General features: G+C 42.1%; 27 protein-coding genes. 2 read left to right on the forward strand and 25 right to left on the reverse strand.

Annotated features, from left to right (window positions below; all coding sequences use genetic code 11):
- Window positions 1-120: 120 nt before the first annotated feature.
- The 11 genes from JGK14_RS19225 to JGK14_RS19275 all read right to left on the reverse strand — a co-directional run bounded on the left by JGK14_RS19225 (window position 121) and on the right by JGK14_RS19275 (window position 7,501).
- The gene (locus tag JGK14_RS19225; RefSeq protein ID WP_293180330.1) at window positions 121-714 is read right to left on the reverse strand and encodes a CPBP family intramembrane glutamic endopeptidase; all 594 of its coding nucleotides are present in this window, start codon (window positions 712-714) and stop codon (window positions 121-123) included.
- A gap of 31 nt (window positions 715-745) precedes the next feature.
- The gene (locus tag JGK14_RS19230) at window positions 746-1,912 is read right to left on the reverse strand and encodes a DUF3326 domain-containing protein (RefSeq protein ID WP_293190987.1); all 1,167 of its coding nucleotides are present in this window, start codon (window positions 1,910-1,912) and stop codon (window positions 746-748) included.
- Window positions 1,909-2,100 carry a hypothetical protein gene (locus tag JGK14_RS19235; protein ID WP_293233797.1) on the reverse strand — a complete coding sequence of 64 codons (192 nt, stop codon included), beginning with the start codon at window positions 2,098-2,100 and terminating at the stop codon, window positions 1,909-1,911. Before JGK14_RS19235 ends, JGK14_RS19230 begins: the two co-directional genes overlap by 4 nt.
- Before the next feature lie 65 nt (window positions 2,101-2,165).
- Complete coding sequence (locus JGK14_RS19240) at window positions 2,166-2,483, reverse strand: 2Fe-2S iron-sulfur cluster-binding protein (RefSeq protein WP_293324567.1); 318 nt, start codon at window positions 2,481-2,483, stop codon at window positions 2,166-2,168.
- Between the two features lie 582 nt (window positions 2,484-3,065).
- A complete protein-coding gene (locus JGK14_RS19245; RefSeq protein WP_325315386.1) occupies window positions 3,066-3,605 on the reverse strand; it encodes a Uma2 family endonuclease in 540 nt (179 codons plus the stop codon).
- A gap of 145 nt (window positions 3,606-3,750) precedes the next feature.
- Window positions 3,751-4,932, reverse strand: coding sequence for a YcjF family protein (locus tag JGK14_RS19250; protein WP_293324561.1), 1,182 nt, complete (start codon window positions 4,930-4,932; stop codon window positions 3,751-3,753).
- Between the two features lie 358 nt (window positions 4,933-5,290).
- On the reverse strand, window positions 5,291-5,875 hold the full coding sequence (locus JGK14_RS19255; protein WP_293233602.1) for a Uma2 family endonuclease: 585 nt from the start codon (window positions 5,873-5,875) through the stop codon (window positions 5,291-5,293).
- A 101-nt stretch (window positions 5,876-5,976) separates the two neighbouring features.
- Window positions 5,977-6,177 carry a hypothetical protein gene (locus tag JGK14_RS19260; protein ID WP_293233600.1) on the reverse strand — a complete coding sequence of 67 codons (201 nt, stop codon included), beginning with the start codon at window positions 6,175-6,177 and terminating at the stop codon, window positions 5,977-5,979.
- A complete protein-coding gene (locus JGK14_RS19265) occupies window positions 6,174-6,473 on the reverse strand; it encodes a BrnT family toxin (protein ID WP_293233598.1) in 300 nt (99 codons plus the stop codon). The genes JGK14_RS19260 and JGK14_RS19265 overlap by 4 nt, the downstream gene beginning before the upstream one ends.
- A 203-nt stretch (window positions 6,474-6,676) precedes the next feature.
- The gene (locus tag JGK14_RS19270) at window positions 6,677-6,967 is read right to left on the reverse strand and encodes a hypothetical protein (RefSeq protein WP_293233596.1); all 291 of its coding nucleotides are present in this window, start codon (window positions 6,965-6,967) and stop codon (window positions 6,677-6,679) included.
- A 90-nt stretch (window positions 6,968-7,057) separates the two neighbouring features.
- The gene (locus tag JGK14_RS19275; protein ID WP_293233594.1) at window positions 7,058-7,501 is read right to left on the reverse strand and encodes a hypothetical protein; all 444 of its coding nucleotides are present in this window, start codon (window positions 7,499-7,501) and stop codon (window positions 7,058-7,060) included.
- A 194-nt stretch (window positions 7,502-7,695) separates the two neighbouring features.
- Here JGK14_RS19275 and JGK14_RS19280 point away from each other — a divergent pair, with 194 nt between their 5' ends.
- Entirely contained in the window at window positions 7,696-7,908 is a 213-nt protein-coding gene (locus tag JGK14_RS19280) for a helix-turn-helix domain-containing protein (RefSeq protein ID WP_293180530.1), read from the forward strand.
- Window positions 7,909-7,972: 64 nt separating this feature from the next.
- Here the strand turns inward: JGK14_RS19280 and JGK14_RS19285 are convergent, their stop codons facing one another.
- The 9 genes from JGK14_RS19285 to JGK14_RS19325 form a co-directional block, all read right to left on the reverse strand.
- On the reverse strand, window positions 7,973-8,347 hold the full coding sequence (locus JGK14_RS19285; protein ID WP_293233592.1) for a hypothetical protein: 375 nt from the start codon (window positions 8,345-8,347) through the stop codon (window positions 7,973-7,975).
- Between the two features lie 27 nt (window positions 8,348-8,374).
- Entirely contained in the window at window positions 8,375-8,779 is a 405-nt protein-coding gene (locus JGK14_RS19290; protein ID WP_293324556.1) for a hypothetical protein, read from the reverse strand.
- 12 nt (window positions 8,780-8,791) lie between these two features.
- On the reverse strand, window positions 8,792-9,058 hold the full coding sequence (locus JGK14_RS19295; protein WP_293324552.1) for a MafI family immunity protein: 267 nt from the start codon (window positions 9,056-9,058) through the stop codon (window positions 8,792-8,794).
- A gap of 23 nt (window positions 9,059-9,081) precedes the next feature.
- Entirely contained in the window at window positions 9,082-9,471 is a 390-nt protein-coding gene (locus JGK14_RS19300; protein WP_293324548.1) for an EndoU domain-containing protein, read from the reverse strand.
- A gap of 8 nt (window positions 9,472-9,479) precedes the next feature.
- Window positions 9,480-10,199 (reverse strand): hypothetical protein, encoded by a 720-nt coding sequence (locus JGK14_RS19305; RefSeq protein ID WP_325315387.1) that lies wholly within the window; start codon window positions 10,197-10,199, stop codon window positions 9,480-9,482.
- Window positions 10,159-10,401, reverse strand: coding sequence for a hypothetical protein (locus tag JGK14_RS19310; protein ID WP_293324540.1), 243 nt, complete (start codon window positions 10,399-10,401; stop codon window positions 10,159-10,161). Before JGK14_RS19310 ends, JGK14_RS19305 begins: the two co-directional genes overlap by 41 nt.
- Before the next feature lie 32 nt (window positions 10,402-10,433).
- Complete coding sequence (locus JGK14_RS19315) at window positions 10,434-12,377, reverse strand: FtsK/SpoIIIE domain-containing protein (RefSeq protein ID WP_293324537.1); 1,944 nt, start codon at window positions 12,375-12,377, stop codon at window positions 10,434-10,436.
- A 161-nt stretch (window positions 12,378-12,538) separates the two neighbouring features.
- Entirely contained in the window at window positions 12,539-14,614 is a 2,076-nt protein-coding gene (locus JGK14_RS19320; RefSeq protein WP_293324534.1) for a hypothetical protein, read from the reverse strand.
- Entirely contained in the window at window positions 14,607-14,885 is a 279-nt protein-coding gene (locus JGK14_RS19325; protein ID WP_293324531.1) for a hypothetical protein, read from the reverse strand. The genes JGK14_RS19320 and JGK14_RS19325 overlap by 8 nt, the downstream gene beginning before the upstream one ends.
- Window positions 14,886-14,983: 98 nt before the next feature.
- Here JGK14_RS19325 and JGK14_RS19330 point away from each other — a divergent pair, with 98 nt between their 5' ends.
- Window positions 14,984-15,172, forward strand: a complete 189-nt coding sequence (locus JGK14_RS19330; RefSeq protein ID WP_293231710.1) for a DUF2442 domain-containing protein — start codon at window positions 14,984-14,986, stop codon at window positions 15,170-15,172.
- Between the two features lie 14 nt (window positions 15,173-15,186).
- Here JGK14_RS19330 and JGK14_RS19335 read toward each other — a convergent pair whose 3' ends face one another.
- The 5 genes from JGK14_RS19335 to atpA all read right to left on the reverse strand — a co-directional run bounded on the left by JGK14_RS19335 (window position 15,187) and on the right by atpA (window position 19,274).
- The gene (locus JGK14_RS19335; protein WP_325315388.1) at window positions 15,187-15,579 is read right to left on the reverse strand and encodes a hypothetical protein; all 393 of its coding nucleotides are present in this window, start codon (window positions 15,577-15,579) and stop codon (window positions 15,187-15,189) included.
- A gap of 220 nt (window positions 15,580-15,799) precedes the next feature.
- Entirely contained in the window at window positions 15,800-16,213 is a 414-nt protein-coding gene (locus JGK14_RS19340; RefSeq protein WP_293213295.1) for a hypothetical protein, read from the reverse strand.
- Window positions 16,210-16,356 (reverse strand): hypothetical protein, encoded by a 147-nt coding sequence (locus tag JGK14_RS19345; protein WP_293203184.1) that lies wholly within the window; start codon window positions 16,354-16,356, stop codon window positions 16,210-16,212. Before JGK14_RS19345 ends, JGK14_RS19340 begins: the two co-directional genes overlap by 4 nt.
- A gap of 149 nt (window positions 16,357-16,505) precedes the next feature.
- Window positions 16,506-17,456, reverse strand: coding sequence for a F0F1 ATP synthase subunit gamma (locus JGK14_RS19350; RefSeq protein ID WP_293180380.1), 951 nt, complete (start codon window positions 17,454-17,456; stop codon window positions 16,506-16,508).
- Window positions 17,457-17,756: 300 nt separating this feature from the next.
- Window positions 17,757-19,274 carry a F0F1 ATP synthase subunit alpha gene (gene atpA / locus JGK14_RS19355; protein WP_293180383.1) on the reverse strand — a complete coding sequence of 506 codons (1,518 nt, stop codon included), beginning with the start codon at window positions 19,272-19,274 and terminating at the stop codon, window positions 17,757-17,759.
- Window positions 19,275-19,580 lie beyond the last annotated feature (306 nt).

A 19,580-nucleotide genomic window follows, 5' to 3' on the forward strand; every position in this document is an offset into this window, starting at 1 on the left:
TTAATTTCTGCGGACTGAAGTCCTCACTACAAACAAATACCAAAGGTTCGTAGTAAGGACTTTAGTCCTTTAATTTCTGCGGACTGAAGTCCTCACTACTAACCAATCTGTACGATCGCCCTACCGTTTCACCATATTGTGTTCCCACTTCCAAACACAGCTAGAAATCAAATTCGTGCAGACATGAGCTGTAATTGGTACTAACAAATTGCCAGTAGCTAAAACACTGTAACCCAGCAGGAAACCCACAGCCGTCGCCCAAACAGCATAAGGCCACTGATCCATTCCTCCCAAGTGCAGAATGCCGAAACAAAAACTCGATAAAACTAAACCGGTCACATTCAATCCCAAACCAGACAGCATCACGCCTCGAAATAGCAATTCTTCGCTAAGTCCGGGTAGCAGTCCCAGCCAAATTAAATCCGGCCAAAACAAAGGTTTGAGCACTACTTCCAAGTAAATGTCTGCACTCCGGCGATAACCGGGCCAGAGTTGATATACGATCGCACTACCGCCTGTAATTGCCAGTCCGATCGCCAATCCTTTGAACAAATCCATGACGATCAATTTGACGGGTAAAAGCGATACCGATCCAAATATCAACCACAATTTAGCTACCGCCAGCAACATAATTGCTGTCACGCCCATTGCTACTAAAACCTGAGTGCGCGTCAACGGTTCAATTTCGGGATTTTCGGGAAGTTTTTCTGGCACTTAATCAATTTTAGATTTTAGGTTTTAGATTTTAGATTTGTTGAGTTGAGTCAGACAAACACCGCAGGGAGGAGATGTCTGCACCCAAAGAAGCTGGACTAATGCCGGCTCGTAAAGCGACCAATACGCCGATCGCCTCTAAATATGAGTTTACCTGCAAAGCTTTGATTCCGAGTTTTTCTGGGGAAGCTTGCATCTGGGTTTTGTTGTCACCCACAGCAATAATTTGTACTGTCGATCGCCCGCTCAAACTCAGAATAGCACTACCGCCGCACGCTGTGGCCGGTATTACCACCGCATCGACTCGATCCGCCCACAAATCCTGGGATACCGAATCGAAATTTCGCCTGTTTGCATGGAAGTTCTCTCTTGTGGGGCGGGCATCTTGTCCGCCCAATACCTGTGGTAAGCAAGATGCCTGTCCCACACCAGGAGTGACAAATTGCGGTGCTTTGCTAAGCCCTGCAAGCACGCAAGGTAAGAAAGTATAACCGATTTCCTCCGCAGCCGATCGTGGCGAAAGATGTGGATCGAGGGGAAGTGGCGACAGGGCGGGGGCGTGGGCGCAGGGAATTTTAAATGTTCTGACAATGAGGTGACTGATGACTGCTTCCGCGCCTGCGAGGGGATCGACTCCTTTCCCGCGGCGGTAGTTTTCGAGGGCGACGCTACCTTCATCGTCGGGAAATCTGGCCACAACTGCGATCGCCTGGACTTTTGCTTGTGCGATCAATTTGTCGGCGGCGCGCAGTAAACTGTCGGGATTGCCGATCGTCCCCCAGGATGCCCCTGATTCTGAAATGCGTAATTCTACTTGCAGGGGGCGATCGGTCAAAATACAATCAGTTATGTTTAAACCCAATGTAGCTCTAGCAGCATCAACGGCTTGCAAGTGGCGCAATTGTAACTCAGGTTCGATCGCGCAGTCCATGATTAAGCCGATGCGATTTTGATGTACCGGTTGCAGGCCCCAGCATCCGGCTGCAAATTTGTCAAGGGCGTAACCTTCGACGTAAAGTGCATTAGGTATCGGCCAATAAAGTTGAGCACCGTTGAGGACGTTGGGGTGAGTAATTAGCGTATCAGAAATTTGGGCGATCGCCCTAGCAACGGGCAGCGCATCGCCTGCAAAGCCCCCAATCGAGGCTCCAATGCCTGTGGGGACTATCAAAACCACTGTTAAAGGGCGGGGCTTCACGCTGCTACGGGGGATGCTTCCACGAGCACGTAGCCTTCTACCAGAGCCTTTTGGCGATCGACATCCACGTCTGTAACGGCCCAGCGCAGGGGTTCGCCGTGTTTTTGCAGTTCAATTTCAATAGCTGAGTGCAGTTCTTCGGCCGTATCGCGGAGGTCTACTTCTGCGGAAATGAAATTAGTGGTCATAGGGCGATCCATAGTGGTTTTACCGCGATCGGTACTTAGGTACTTACGTAAATTTTAGCTTAGTCCTAGGATTTACCGAACTGGCGATCGTAAACAATGTCTTCTTTTTCAGTTTCTATCTTCAAGTGCGATCGGGGAAAAGAAACGCAAAGTAGCACATAACCTTCTGCCTGAAGTTCGGGACTAACGCCCATGCAATCAACCTGCTTAACTTCACCCTCAACAACTTTAGCAGCGCAAGTAGTACAAACCCCCGAATTGCAAGAGTTCGGCAAATCAATGCCCGCAGCGAGCGCAGTTTGCAGAATTGGCTGATCTTCGGGCACTTCTACGGTATAAGTGCTGCCTTGGTGGAGAAATTCAACAGTGTAAGTTTGAGACATATTTCAATTATTCGTTTTAATTCCCAATTGGAATCTACGCTAGATTTGCAAACAAAGCAATGAGTATTTTACCGCTATTGGTGACTTTGTGCAAATTTACAATTTTTTTTATGTTGCTTGTGATTTTTATTAAAAAAATACTGCAAAAACTTGCCATCTTGTCAAGCCGCTACCTGCGAAATATTAGAATTTTTTAATAATTTATTGCCCAAACTGTCGAGGTGGCTTGAAAAATCAAACTAGAGTCTTTGCCTAATAGCCCTGAAGGCAGTAATTGTAGAATGTGTCGCTAAGAGAAAATCCCTAAATAATCTCGATAATCTCATAGCGACGCACCTTTATATAACTCGTATGGTGCGGATCCATCAACAATCTCTAACTAAAAAATCGACCATTTCATAGCCACGTACCTGGGTTATTCAATAGACTTGCATTCCCAAACTTGGCTATGAATGAAAATATCTAGACCTGCCTTTTATCTACGGTATTTCTATCAATCAAAGTTCAGAAAATCAACCTAAAATTGCTTTGTAGCAAATTTTTGTAAAATTGGTATTATAAATAAGTAACTAATATTTGCTATCAACCCAACAACTCATCAACAGCAACACTAAAACCAGACAGCACAAGCTGAGTGCTGATTGTAGAATCCAGATTAAAAGTCAACTTTTGAGATTGAGTCACAATCATTATCCAGCGACTTTCGGGAAAAACAATCCAAACTTCCAGACAACCAGAATCTAAATACTCTTGTGCTTTCAAAAAAATCTCTTCCGCAATATCAGTAGGAGAAACAATTTCAGCAATTAACAGCGGACTTTGAGGAAAAGTAGGAACATCGCCATATTCAGCAACAAGTTCAGCAGTCAGATAAGCAACATCAGGGCGACGCACTCGCCTGTCAGTACGACAAGGAACTTCCGTATAAACTTCGCCCCCTTGTCCGCTAGATATCTTGTAATTTCCCCAAGCACGATCTAGTCTAGATTGGATTCTACTGTGTTTTACTGTCATGCCATTTTTCTCCGCGATTTGTCCGTCCACCCATTCCATATCGTCGGGGGGACTAGCGATGAAGTCTTCTAGAGAAACATTTTCTGATAAAACGGCTGTCATTACCATAGCCATTGACTCCCTTTTGCAGAATTCACTGATATTATATCAATCTTTGGTAATTGGGAATTGGAAATGCGTAATTGGTAATGGATAATTTGGAATTGGAACTAACAAATAATTTATGCCCTATGCCCCATTACCAATTCCCAATCTACTCAATATTAATTTGATTCGGTGGCTTCGGTTGATTTTGTTTGTCATCCTTCAAAGTTTTACGGCCCGACGAGGCATAATCCTTGTACAAATCCACAAACATCTTAGTCAACTGCTGTAAAGAAAGTTGTTCACCATTAATTTGAGCTTTCATATAAGCTTTAAGCACTTCAATGTAAGCCAAACCGAGGGCAAGCGTGAGAGTTGCCGCCGTTGCACCGGAGATAGCACCGCCGACAACAGTACCAGCACCCGGAATCATTTTAATCAAATTAGTAACAATACTTCTGCCAACAGCAGTCACCCCACCAGCACCGCTAATAGCAGACAGCATCGCCGAAACAAACCCCTTATCAAAGGGCATTCCAAAAATCACAGTAATATTAGCAATCATTGCCGTTTGCATCGCCATTAAAATCGGCGCATCAGCAAAAGGTACAGGAGTCGCACCGACAATTGCAGAACCAGCAACATAACCAGTCACATACTTAAATGCCATATCGGATTTGAGCGCAACATTAGCAATTTGTTCTTTAACAAAAGCTTTTTTAGCTACTTCCGGCAGCAGTTGAAAAGTTGCATCTACCAACTTGTCTAAACCGTGAGATTTTACTGTATAATCATCATCAATTTCTTCCGGTTCAGCCATCACGGGGATAATTTGACTTACTGGCAAATTCATGTGTTCCAGTTGCTTAAAAAACTCGCTCGGCTTTTTCGATGCAGTCTGAGTCAGCACTAAAATAACTGGTACATCTTTAACTTCCATTTCCTTGAGCCAGCTTTCTTCGACAGATTCAATTCTATTAGCGCCGTGATTTATGCAGTACCAGATGACGTGAATGTGTTCTTTGGGGTGCAGGAGTCTTTGGTCTTCAATTAGTTTAGCAACGTTTAATTGAATAACTTTAATTTGTTCGGCATTGAGTTCGAGTCCGGGAGTATCGTAGACTGTAATCGGACAACTCGGTTTTGTATATTGGCGGATGCCGTGAGTTACCGGGCGGCCGACTCCGGTTTCTGCTAAGCGCTGGCGAAAAACCGAGTTGATCAGGGTACTTTTGCCGACTCCGGTTTTGCCGATGACTAAAACATTGCACTGTCCCACTTGGTTTTCTGCGTCTTTAAAGGCATCGTAACTTTTGATTAACACGTCGTCTAAGGAAAAGTCGTCTGACATGGCGATTTGCTCCGAATTATTACTAAATAGGACTTACGGAGGGGTAGTGAGAAACCGGGTTTTTTACGAAAATCCTTCGTTGGATTCCACAAATTGGGCAAAAAACCCGGTTTCTTGGGCCTTCGGGTAGTGAGAAACCGGGTTTTTTTACGAAAATCCTGGATTGTAATCGACAGATTAGGTAAAAAACCCGGTTTTTTTGGCCTTAATGAGTAAGTCCTGTTAAAAATATTGTAGCAATTTGATTTGAGAATGCGCGCAGAATAATAATTGTCGCAGAATATAATTCCGATGCTCGACAAACAAAGTCCGGATGGTGCACGGACTCAAAGAATCATTTATCTAATAATTTAATATTTTAAGCTAACAATTCATCGACGGCAATGGTAAAACCTGTGAGAACTTGTTGCGTGCTGACTGTTTCGCCCGCTCGAAATCCCAATATTTGATTTTGTGTTACCACGAATACTAAATGACTTTCAGGGAAAACTAGCCACACTTCCTGACAGCTAGATGCCAAATATTCCTGTGCTTTGAGAAAGACATCTTCAGCAATATCTGTGGGTGAAACTATCTCGGCAACTAAAGAGAAACTCTGCGGAAAAGTAGGAACATCGCCGAATTGTGCAACTAATTCTGGTGTGAGATAAGCTACATCGGGACGGCGAACTTGTCGGTTGGTGCGGCAAGGTGGTGAAATATAAACTTCACCTCCCTGTTGGCGAAAAATCATGTAATTTGCCCAAGAAAAACTCAAGCTTGATTGAATTTTACTATGCTTGAGTGTGGCTCCATGTTTCTCTACGATTTGACCGTCCACCCATTCCATATTCTTGGGCGGATGAGCCATGAAGTCTTCTATGGTAAGATTGTCTGGTACAGTGGCAGTCGCGAGCAGAGCTGTTTCCTCGATTGTGGATAATTCGCTGGCAGTCGCGAGCATAGATTTTTCCTCGATTTTGGATAGTTCGCTGATACTATTATCGCTGATGCTGCGGAAATTGTCGGGATGATGGGTGCGGCGCGAGAAACCGGGTTTCTAACCTACTCAATACTTTGAATTAATTTAATGTTGTTTCTCAGCCATTCATTGACCAAAACTTGAACGTCAATATTTTTAGTTTCGGCAATTTTAGTCACGAACTGCTCGACATCAGCTTCTAGATAAATTGGATAATGAAAGGTAGCATCAGGATGGTAAAATTTGCCTTGCTCTGACGCAGAAAAATCATATTCTGATTTCATAATTTCCTCTCTTGATAAGATTGTGTTTCAATGAAAGTAGCTTTACGTGCTGAAATAATCCGAATCATGCAGGAGGAGCGCTCTGTTTGTTCAAAGGTATGGACAACAACCCTGAAAATTCCTGTTTCATCTACGCCTATGGTAATCCATCTATCTTCATCTTGACTGTGTTCTTCATCATAGAGTGTTAATTGATACGGATCGCGAAAAACAGTTGATGCCAAACGAAAATTTAATTGGTGCTTGCGAATATTTTGCTTTTCTTTGGCTGGATTCCAATCAAAGTTATAATCCAAAGCGATTTACGAGCGTGATTCAGGTACAACTCAATCATAACATAAATTATGAGTTGATGCACTACTGTAACTTGTGTAACAATTCGTGGTGAAATAAACCCGGTTGATTCGCAATCTGATTGTCTCCCAAATATTGCTAACAATACTTATGGATTAATACTTTTAGTAAGGGCGTTTATACACATCATGAAAAAAAGTATCTTTCATTGATTATCTCCCAGTTTTCTGATTAAAAATCTGACTTCTTCAAGCAGAGTATTAAATCTTTGGTCGTTTTCTAATTTGTACTGTTGAAAATCCTCATCCCGCCGCCGCATTTCTTCATCCCGTTGACTGTCTCTTTCTAAAAGAGCATTGACGGCACCTACAAGCATATCGACATTGCGGTTAGTTTGTTCGATATTCCGAGTTGTTTGCTCTACAGTGGAAGACAAATCCTCAACGGTAGAAGCCAAATCATCCATCATTGCGTCTGTCCAGCGTTCTGTTGTCATTGTTTTTTTCCTTTGCTTGTTTTCGAGGGATATTTTAGGTAGTCCAATTATATTTTAGCGATCGCCCTTTCTGAAGTGTTGTGCTACAAATTAGAAATGTTCCAGCACGTATTTTTCCTGTGCATAAACATTCCGCAGCGATTCAACTGCTATTTTCGGCAACATAAATTTAATCACTCCCACCAATCGCCCCCAGTCGAACAATTCAGGAACCGATACAGCTTGATTAAATTTCTGTGCATAGAAATCTACCCAAAAATCCGGTGCATTTCTCTGTTTGTTGCTGGCCATGCGCCGCTTCCAGTAACCAAAATCTAAACTTTTGGGCGATTCCACTCCCAAAATTGGCGGTAAGTCGGCGTAGCTGACAAAGCGACTCATTCCTTGGGCGTGCACGTAAAGGATATGCCGCCAGCGTTCGATGCGATATATTTGTTCTACCTTGATTTTGAGGAGACGCGCGATCGACTCTTTAGTCGCAAACCGGCTCAAGGGATGAACGGGGGTTGATTTCCGCGAAAAGTTTGCTACCATAGTCTGTAATTGTTTGAGATGAGTAGTTGACGTGTCGTTTACGGGTGTTTGAACTCTCGGAAAGCGGGTAGTTGACCTCTGTGAAAGCAAGAGTTTGATTTGAACAGGCGATCGCCCTTTAGTTTTCCAGGCGTTGGGGCGATCGCTTTTTAGGATAAAACCATCTTATGACGGTATACCATCATTTGTCAAGTATGGGTTTAGTCAGGTTAAAAGTCAGAGAATTCGCTGCTGAGAAAGGCTGGACGCTGAAAGAGGTTTCAGAGCGATCGGGAGTCATCTACAGCACCGTCAGACACTACGCCCGCTGTCCGGGGGTGTCAACTATTGACTTCATTTCCATACACAAATTGGCCCGCACATTTGATGTGATGATTGAAGAGTTGGTGGAAATTGTGCAGGAATAAAAGGCATATTTACATTCAAACAAAGCGTCTGAATTACTCCAGACGCGATCGAACTTTCATCAACTCAATATTGCTCGACAGTTGCCAATATCTGATTCACAGACTCACCCGGTTGAAGCGCTTCCCAATCAGAAGTAATCGGTTGGAAAGAACAGTAGCACAGCACAATTCGCAAGTCAGTATCAAAGGAAGAAAACTGGTGAACGCTAGTAACTATCCAATCTCCATCTTTCCCGTGAGTTACTCCATTACCGGAATCAGAGAGATTGTCGTAGTCGCGGGTTCTGTCTCCAGGCTGGGGAAGAATTGGGTTTTCCTCCCAACTCCAGTTTTCCCACAGAATATCAGTTAAACCGCCCCTCGGCATAAGCTGGCGTTCTTCCCAACCGGGAGCACTCATGGTTTCGGCTTTATAGACAATCCAGATTTTTTTTGCCATCTTTACCTCTGTCTTTTACCAATGAGACTATTTTGATAAAGTGATTAGTTCAGCCAATTGTTCGCGACTGGCCCACCAATCATCTAACGATATAGACACAAGTTGTACGTCATCGGAATTGCTCAGCGATACTGGGGGTGAATCTGACCAAATTGTTCTGTATATAAAATCAATTATTTCTATGAGATCATCGCTATCGTAAGGGTAACGACCGCCAGAAAAATCTTCATAATTCACATCAGGATGTGTCAGCAAATATTCAAATGCCAGTTTCAAATACTCCAAATCATCGTGATTCCTGGCGTTTTGTTTCATCCACTGAACTAATGGCAAATATTCTTGCATTTCATCCGGCGGTAGTTCGTGATGATTGAACCACGCAACTGTTATGTCAGATAAATAGTGATTGACCATTGCTGCACTAATTTTCATAATTATTCCTTCTCAAGGAGTTACTTGCACTTTTAGCATCTCCCACGTTTCCTTTTCCATGTTCAAGGTATTGCCCACTTCTTGCAAAAGTTCATAACCCCTTGAATCTATCGGTATTTCTTCCTCAATGAGAATATCGCACAAAATCTCTAACGCTAAATTCCATTCACCTGCATTGATGTAGGATTGAAGAAATTCTATTTGAGTGTCTGAGAGAGATTCCTTAAGTCTGGCAAGGACTTCATTTAATTTTTTAACCACGATTTTATAGTCAAACATGAGTCTATCTCCTTAATAATTATCTACGGATTGAGCGGTATATTGGTCGGAAAAGCTGTGATGACACCTCTGCCATCTGGTTCTACAATTACCCTTATGTTAACACCGTCTCTAGTTCCATCAATCTGCCATGTCACAGGGTTTCCTCTCTTAGTGTATTTAGCACCCGCCTTTCCATTTTGCTGGAACCAGATAGAATTAGGGTCTTGAATCACCTCCGAAATATAATTAATTATCTGCTCGTCGTTCCAGCGCGCGGGAAATTCACTTTTACCAGAAATTCCTCTGCCAGGGCCGTGACCACCTCCTGTTGTGTCACTATCGAGAATGTGTGTCCGTTGCTGAGAGTTGATTTGAGATAGATTATTGACATCTACTCCACTGGGAATATTGCCTGAAGAATTATTGCTCATAGAAGGAGTTACTTAAACTTTAGCAAAGACTTAAGATAAGTATAAATTAATTCTTTTTTCCAAAGTATATGTTCATAATCAGTGGTCATAGGATGGATGGTAACATTGACCCCGTTTTCTTGAGATTGAAGTCGATTGATTTGGTGCTGACATTTAGCATAAGTATCTCTAGGTACATAAAATTTGACTTCACCTCCTCCATTTTCCTGAAGATAGTTAACATATTTCTTTGCGGCTGCCTTAATGCCATTAATGGAACTAGGTTTATAAGCTTTTGCATCGCAAATTAAACGGTGAGATGTTAGATAAAAATCTGGTTTACAGTAATCTTTGCCATTTTCAAAATTAAGTTTAGGTTTGATTCGTAAACTTGACAGAAGATTTTCTGTATCATCAGAGTCTAACAGCATTTTTAATAAGACTAATTCCCCTTGATCGCCTTGTAGTTGCGTATTCGGCTTTTTTTGATAATAGTCACTGGCGGGATTTTGGGTTAAATCAGTGAGTCTTTCTGTCGCGTTGGGATTTTCATATAACATCCAAGAATCACCCGGAAGGTTAGCGAGTTCGAGGGCTAGCCATGTGGGTACACCTGATGCAATAGCCGTTGTCAAAAAAGTCTCGCTTTTGGCGATCGCATCTTGAATAGAAGTATCATTAACAGTCGTATTAGCTAGTTCAGCATAGCTAAAGATATTCTCCAGATTCTTTGCTCCATTTTTTGACAACTTCATCCATTGCTGTACTGCTCTTACGCACTTGACGAGATAACTCTGTAAGCTCTCGCTGGATACCTTTGAATTTGATGCTTAGATCGCGCTTTGCAGTCATATCTATACTTTTGGTTGAAGACTCTACTTGGTCAAATTGCTCCCGCAACTTGACCAACATTTTCTGAAACTCCTCAATCCTGGCTTCAACTGATGACATGGCTTGTACCTCCAAGGGTTGTTTAGAACTATTTATCTTTTGTTTGTTAGCCTACCCCAAAGTGTATCAGACACAGGAAGGTTAGGTTTTGGTCTTTTGATTTCAGGAGTATTCACATAGTTAACACCATTTTCATTCTGAATGACCGCCCTTCCCTGACCTCTGTTTCCAGATGGAATTCTAGCCGCCATAAAATTGCCTAAAAGATGCTCACTTGTTCCTTCTGAAACTCGGAAGATGACTCTCTCATCGAGTTGTTCAATTACTTGAGGGTCAATTAAGTTAATCGGTCTTTGCGTACAGTAGATTAAATGAATTCCCAGAGAGCGGCCTTGAGTAGCATATTCCTGTAAATACCTTTCAGTGTCCTCTCTCAGATCGCTATCCATATTCTCTATTCTAGCAGCTTCATCGACAATCACAAGAATTCGATGCTCTTCATAACCAAGCTCTCTTAATTCTTTAATATCATCCACTCCTGCTACCTCATAGATTACAGTTTTCCTTCTCTCGAATTCATTCTCGTATATTTCCTTGAGAAAATCGGGATAATTATCTGGTTGTGTTTCTACATGAATGTTGACTCCTGCTTTTTTTAATAAAAGGAACTGCTTTTTGGGATCGAGTACATAAACTTGTCGTTGAGGTTCGGCGTAAAGAAATTGAAAAACTACCCAGAATAAAAAAATTGTCTTGCCAGAACCGTTGACACCAGCAACTAAACGATGGGCGATCGAACTCCAATCAGAATACACTACACTCCCATCATCAGCAAGACCAACTATATACTTATCTCCTTTGATTGTGTGGCTGTATTTTCTAAATATATCTTCAGCAGTTGGCTTGAGCGCGGGAGGTTGTTCTTGAGGAATACCTGGAACTGGTGTTTTACCAGGAATAGCTATGCGGAAAAATCCGCTAATTTCTTCTAGCGTTGCATAGCGGTGTAAGGGTTTAAGGTCTTTGATCTGGGCTAGAGGACTTTTCCCAGAACTACTAAAAGATTGAGTGATGCCGGAAGGTGACGATCGTACAATTTCTCCTCTTGATGACGGTGGTAAAGCTGCGTTATTCAAATCTGCGATATAAGAAGTAAATGGCTTCAGATAAACATCGGTAGATCCGTCACCTAATTCATTATTGTTGCTCTTAGGTTTTACATATTGTCTGATCGACTTATCCTGAAAGTCACCCAGCCAGCCCTTCCGTTCGACAGCCGTACAAATCTCTACATTTTCAGTGGCTTTCAAACTTTTTAAGAACTTCTGAGTATCCACATCACGACTCACGATTTCAATATGGTCTTGTTCTCCGTGAGTTTGGACTGATGTTGCACTTCTTACTAATTCCATTAAAACAGGGCGGATGTTACTTCGGGTTTGGGCTAGTGCTTTGATACTGTACTTAAATAAGTTGCTGTGCAGATAGGTAGTTTGATAGTGCTGATAAATACTTAATGCTCTCTCAAAAAAGATATCTCTGCGATGACTTGTGACCTGTTGCAGTTGAGGTATCATTTGAGAGAGTGCTTTAGCTAACTCTGACCTATCTTCTGATTTTTGACAGACTTCCAGCGTTATTTCTAGTAAAAATTTTTCATTTAATCGATTCAGGATATCACACACATTTAACATATTGTTATTTTTGTTAGCCTCAAAAAAATCTGGCACATAGTAGTCTTGCGAGTGGAAAGATTCCGGCTTCAGAGCTTCTCCCATATGGTTGACCCACCCCAAATCTTGACATTGATTTAACCCAGGTGATAGCTCAAAATTGTAAAAAACACTTAAATTTGAAATTTGAATAAAACTGATTATTTCTTCCTTGATTAGATTTAGTTCCCGATAATCATTGTGCAAGTAATTGAATATCAAGTAAATTTTTAACCGTTCGTCTTTAGAGTTGTTTGGGTCATAAAAGTAACGGAGGGAAAGCGTTAAGCCATTGGTGTTGCCTAAGCTGAGAAAATACTGCAATAATTCTCGCTGACTGTCTGCGATCGACTGGCGAAGTTGATTCCCATATCGCTCAATATATTTCTGAGAATTGAGATTAGGCAGTTCTGGAATCGGAATATACAGAGGAAAGATGCGAGTCATATCAGCTTAATATGTTTTTATAGTAGAATTTGATTTTTCTAATCGCTAATTCTCCTGATAATGAATTCTAACATAAACAATATTTCTTTCAGCGCATATGTAGGAATGAAAATTAGACTTTTAATTGTAATTACGCAAATAATAATACCGATTATTGCGCCAATAAGACCAACTATTGCACTCATAACATACTGAAAGAATACAGTTATCTCAGTTATAACAGTAACATCTCCAGCCAAAAACCTTATTGCCGACAATAAAAGACTGCAAAAAAAAGCAAAAATACCCAGTGCTAGTGGTACAACAAAGGATAATAAAAAATAGGCATTTATTACTTGTACAAACCAATGTGATGAATCACTTGTACTTGAAATAAGCAAAGTTATAATACATATCACAATACATATCACAAGCAAGAAAATAGGACCAAGTATTATTGCCTGTGTAAAATAAGGTAGATGTTGAATATATACAAAGATTGAATAAGGATTTTGAATTGCAGATGAAAACCAAAAATATACTTTTTCAATTACAGACAAAAATAGCGGGTGATAGATATAGAAAAGTATTATGGCTATTGCCATAATTATGCAATCTATCACAAATCTTCCGGTTTCTATTTTTTGTTCTTTTAAAAATTCAACAGCCTGCCGTTCTAGCCTTGATTTATGAGATTCTAAACTTTGAATATGCTTCGACAATAAATTATTGTATTCTGTTTGCTTCAAAGACAAAAAGTTTTTAACTTCGGTAGCATCTTTATTGCAGCTCAATATAGCATTCTGAAATATTCTCTCAATTTCTGTCTGATATTGCCTAGTAGAGGTAATTTCTCTCTCAATCTCTGCAATGCTAGTAAAATTATAATTAATTTTTGGTGCGCGAAACTGAAAATCTAGAGCTGTGAGTATATAACGGGAATTCTGATCTAACCTCTCTAGATGCTGCTTGAGCAATGATACAGTTGCGTCTCTCACGCTTTCTTCACGGTGTTGGAGAAACTCTACAAGATTTCGGATTTTTTTATCTATATTATAAGCATAAATTGTGCCAATGCACTGAATAGCTTTAAGTTGCTCTCCTAGATGATCTCTAGTATCTAATATCAGCGAACCTCTGAGAGCTTGGATCAAAAATGGAACTGATGCTTCACCCAGTCGGATTACATTACCATTCCAATCCCTTGAAATAACGGCAGCTTTACCCCTAACCTCAGCTTTTAACCAAGACTCTGCTTCGTTAATGGTTTTAGCCGCAAGCCGTCGGAACTCGATATCAGTATTATCCAAAAAAGGAATCAGAGCTTTTGATAATCTTTCTCTTGTTTCAGAATCCTGATATTTTGTATCTCTGAAAAGAGAGTCTGCTGAACGCAAACCAGCTTCGACAACAAACTTTTGTAAATCATAAGCCTGTGTCACCAATTCAAAACCTGCAACACCTAACCTAGCTAGAATATCGTCAACAATTTTTAGGGAATTAGCAGGAATTAATTTGAGTAACTCAAGCAAATGATTTTTCGGTGCGTACACCCAAAAATCAATATATTCTTTATATCGGATAATATCATTCAATAAGTATCTATCATTAAGACGTTTGAGATTTTCACTTATAATTTGCCTTTGAATATCCTCGGCTGGCTTGAATAAGAACTTACCTGAAATCATCGGAGTATATTTCAATTGTTGAATTGTCCAAGCTGCTGACAAACGAGTGAGTTCGCTACCTGATTGAGCTTCTTGGGACAATTTTTCAAATATTCTTTTGCTATGACACTTATAACTATCCAGGTCAGGTCGCTGATAAATGTCATCCAAAGATTCGTCAAGCCCGTCAATATAGTCGAGATTGGCAAGTTTTTTCCTGATGTCTTGATTACCAATATACCCAAAGCTCTGAAGCCCCAGCGTCAAGTCAAATTGATTTCTGTAGTTCAACAATTCTTCGAGAGCTTTTAAAGGTGCGTCCTGTCTTTGAGCTGTCTTCACAACCAGTTCGATTCTTTCCCCATCATTACGGCACTTGAGAAACTGGTCAAAAAAGTCCTTGCCCTTCTGTATCGGCGGGAACTTACCGCCACCGCTTGGTGGTTGGATGCCTGAAAAATCACTCATAACTCTCTACAACGCGATAGTGTTTTGCAGCCACGCCTAAGCCTTGTAGCGCTAAAGCCCGCGTGGTTAGTGATGCTTGAGTTTCCCAGATGTTGACGAAAAAAGGAACTGCGCGATCGGGATCTGTTTCGGCAAAATCGAAGAATGCCTGGATTTGTTCTCCCACATTTCTGAAACGATCTGGGAGACCGCCTCCACCTGGAATGTTTGAAAGGTTACTCATGGTGATATCGCTGGCGATCGACTCAAAGCACTTTTGAGTATGATACATTACAAGCTCAGCTTTCGGCAAGCGAAATTGTAAATGTATATTTAGCTACAAAGCCGAGATGCTGGCGATCGCCCAAGCTAACATAGAGAAGTAAGCTTTTGACATCAGTAATGGTTGAATTGCTAGAAATCCCGAAAGCGCAACAGGTAGTCATTACAGACAATGCGCTGACAGTCGATCTATCGGATGGTCGTACTATTTCTGTTCCTTTAGCTTGGTATCCTCGGCTGTTACACGGTACACCGGGCAAACAAAGTCTAATCAAACCAGGATTTCTGTTAGATTAAACAGACTCACCTCGTTACGGCAATTTCTCTGGTAACGAAAGCCAAGCTTTGAGTTCCTCATCCAAAACATATTTATCGCTATTAGCGAGTGCAGCGATAACTTTTAACCGATTTTTAAGCTGTCTTAACTCTCGAATTTCTTCAATAGGAAGCGTTTTCCAATTAGCAGCCTTTTGTTCCACATCTTCCCGCGAATCTTTGATGTTATCCCAAAACCACTGTAGAATTAAGCTTACATCCAGAACTGAATCGTTGGGAACTATTCCGTATTTTGCGATCGCCCCAGCCCGCAACATCATTGAAGAAATCCTCACAGACTCCCCACTACCCGGTTTTTTCTGTTCCGCCGCTTCCGCTAGTCGATCGTAAATTGCGGTTGCTACTTCTGCCCAAGTGCGATCGAACAAACCCGCATTATTTTCACCTTTTCGAGCCTTCGCAGAGGAAACATCGGCTAATAAAAGCCAGTTAAAGTCTTGCGGTGCGGTGGTTTGAGCCGATAATGTATTTTTGACCCAAGCCAGTGCGGATTCAGGATTTTGTTCGAGGATGCGATCAATATTTTCGGGGGAAATTGAGTCATAATCAAATAGGCGATCGGCATGAACTAGCAGTTTATATTTGCATTCACAATCTGACTGGCAATTTTTTTAGCAGTTCATTAACAATAATTTGAGCGATCGGACTGTTTTGAGAAAGAGTTTGCAAGCGTTTTAAAACATCAAGACTCAGATCTAAATTTTCTTTGGCTGCATCAATCGATCTTAAAGAATCTGCCGCCGTGAGAGTAAGCTCATCATCCGGTGTCTCAAGCATTTCTAGCAACAACGGAATTGCTTGTTGAGAGTCAGCATCGGAAATAATTTCGGCACAGCGCAATTGCCATTCTTGGGAACGATTACACCAACACGATTTCAGTTGTTCCCAATCAGCAGGTGTCAGTTTTTGCACTTGTTCAATAGCATATATAACAGCATGATCTGACCAATTATCCGGCGAAAATTCTTGATTTAAATATTCATCTAGCTGTGCGAAACTCATCTGAGTAATATTGTGGAAGCTGGCATCGGAATCATAATTTTTACCAGTGCAGTGCTGTCCCCGCTCGCGATCGTCGTCGTGACTTCCGGGAGATTATCCCGGTGCGTCGCTATTGAATCGTTGTCAATAGCCAAAATAGTCACAGCGACGCACCCTACTTTAATTATAAAGCATTATATTATAGAGGCTGTGTAAGTCCCGATCGTCCAATTTGTTCCTATATTTACTAAAAAAATAGCGCCTGAGTTCCCCCAGACGCATACCATAAAATCTACAAATTGTCAACCCTAACTTAACCGTTTAAGGCTTCAGCACCGCCGGAAACTTCCAGAATTTCCTGGGTAATTGCCGCTTGCCGCGCCTTGTTATAAGTCAACGTCAAACTACGGATCAAATCGCTAGCATTCTCACTAGCATTATTCATCGCCGTCATCCGTGCAGCCAACTCGCTAGCAGCAGATTCTTGCAAAGCCCGCAGCAATTGGTTGTTCAAATACAAAGGCAAAAGTGCCTCCAGAATTTGCGCCGGATCTTGCTCGAAAATCATGTCGCGTGGCAAACTCTTCATAGGTGTACCAACTTTCTCCCGCGATACTTGAAACTGTCCGCCTTGCGATGTCAAGCGGAAGATTTCATCATCTGGAGTTTCCAAACCTTGAGGATCGAGGGGTAACAAGGTTTGAATTACTGGACGCGAACTAATTAGTGACACAAACTTGGTGTAAATTAGCTCAACTCTGTCCACAGTTCCCGACAGGAACAAAGACAGCAATTCGTCAGCAATTAGCGCTGCTTCCGGTGCTGTTGGGATTTGTTCTAAGTTAGTGTAAGTAGCATCGATCGGCTGTTCGCGACGTTGGAAATACTGAGTAGCTTTGCGTCCTACTAACACGAATTTGTAGTTTAAGCCTTCAGCTTTGATTTCCTTAGCGCGATTTTCGGCGTATCTAATGATGTTACCGTTGTAGCCACCGCACAAACCCCGATCGCCCGAAACAACCAAAATTCCCACTGTTCTGACTTCGCGTTTTTTCAGCAGCGGTAAATCCTGGCTTTCAAACTTCAAGCGTTCTGCCAAACCGTATAATACTTCTGCCAAGCGATCGGCAAAAGGACGAGTAGCAGTCACCTGTTCTTGAGCGCGGCGCACCTTAGCAGCAGCCACCAAGCGCATTGCTTCTGTAATCTTTTTAGTGTTCTTGACCGACTTAATGCGATCGCGAATAGTTTTCAGATTTGCCATAACTTTCTCCTTTTTCCTTAGCTTTTATTTCTGAGTAATTAGTTTCTAGCCATCAGTTTTTAAATTTAGCTACGGTAGAGACGGCATTTTCTATTGGTATCAATTTTAAGACTGAAACCAGATGTCTCTATCGTTTTTCTCAAAGTCTCGATCCCCCTAAATCCCCCTTAAGAAGGGGGACTTTGAACGATCTTGTCCCCCCCTTATTAAGGGGGGCTAGGGGGGATCTCCGGGTTTAAAACACGCCTAGGGGGGATCTGCGACTTAACTAATGACTAATCACTGATGACTAATGACTAATTACGCAGAAACCAAGAAAGTTTGCTTGTATTCTGTGATGCCTTCTTTCAGCAGCTTCTCAGCTTCATCAGTCAAAGCCTTACCGCCTTGAACGATTTCGCCGTACTTCGGCTTGCTAGTCCGCAAATAGTCGCGCAAACCAAGAGTAAACTTGGTTACTTTGTCTACATCGATGTCATCCATGTAGCCGTTAATACCGGCATAAATCACAGCAACTTGTTCGTTCATCGGCAGAGGAGAACTTTGCGCCTGTTTCAACAGTTCCCGCAAGCGTTGACCGCGGGCCAATTGATTTTGAGTAGCCTTATCCAAGTCAGAAGCAAACTGAGAAAATGCTGCCAGTTCTTCAAACTGCGCCAATTCCAATTTCACCTTACCGGCTACTTTTTTCATTGCCTTAGTTTGAGCCGCAGAACCTACCCGCGATACCGAAATACCGGGGTTTACTGCTGGACGCAAACCAGAGTTGAACAAGTCAGAAGAAAGGAAGATTTGACCGTCGGTAATCGAAATTACGTTGGTAGGAATGTAAGCAGAAACGTCGCCTGCTTGGGTTTCAATGATTGGCAAAGCTGTCATGCTGCCTTCGCCCAATTCGTCGCTCAATTTAGCAGCGCGTTCTAGCAAGCGAGAGTGCAGATAGAAAACGTCTCCAGGATATGCTTCGCGACCGGGAGGACGGCGTAGCAACAAGGACATTTGGCGGTAGGCCTGTGCTTGCTTGGAAAGGTCATCGTAAATGACCAAAGTGTGCTTGCCTTTGTACATGAAATACTCAGCTAAGCTGGCGCCTGTGTAAGGTGCCAAATATTGCAGGGTTGCGGGGTCGCTAGCGTTGGCTGCTACGACGATTGTGTAGGCCATCGCGCCCTTTTCTTGCAGGACGTTGACGATGTTAGCTACGGTAGAAGCTTTTTGACCGATCGCCACATACACGCAAATTACATCTTCCGATTTTTGGTTGATGATTGTGTCGATCGCGATCGCAGTTTTACCAGTTTGGCGGTCTCCAATAATCAATTCCCGCTGTCCTCTTCCCACAGGAATCATCGCATCAATAGCGGTAATCCCTGTTTGCATCGGTTCGTAAACAGAACGGCGAGAAACGATACCAGGTGCCGGAGATTCAATCAAGCGAGACTCAGTAGTTTTGATTTCGCCTTTACCGTCGATTGGACGGGCCAAAGCATCAACTACGCGGCCCAACATTGCTTCACCAACGGGGACTTCAGCAATTCTGCCAGTAGCAGTAACTGCCGAACCTTCTTGAATGCCTAGGCCTTGGCCCATCAACACTGCACCGACGTTATCTTGTTCGAGGTTCAGTGCAATACCCACAGTGCCGTCGGCAAATTCTAGCAATTCGCCGGACATAGCTTTATCCAAGCCATAAATCCGGGCAATGCCGTCGCCTACTTGCAAAACAGTACCGACGTTAGAGACTTTTACATCTTGGTCGTACTGTTCAATTTGCTGGCGAATAATGCTGCTAATTTCGTCAGGTCTGATTGCTGCCATGTCAGTTATTATTTGTCAGTTGTCAGTTGTCGGTCAGTCGATTTTAGATTTTAGATTTTAGATTTTAGATTTACTCGCAGCATTGAATCTGGGAGTTTGAACTCTTAGTCTAAAATTTTGATCTTTCCACGACTTTAAGTCTAGTGCTTGTACCCATTTTTGGGCGGGTGGATGTTTTTGGCAAGAAAGAATTGAGATTTGGCAGTAAGTATTTGGGACTAACAACTCAAAAACAGAAATTCATTGATTTCTGCCTCCTGTTTAATTCTTCCCTTATTCTTTCTTCCTTCTTCCTTCTTCCTTCTT

Origin of the sequence: Microcoleus sp. PH2017_28_MFU_U_A, from assembly GCF_020738035.1 — a bacterium.
Taxonomy (GTDB): domain Bacteria; phylum Cyanobacteriota; class Cyanobacteriia; order Cyanobacteriales; family Microcoleaceae; genus Microcoleus.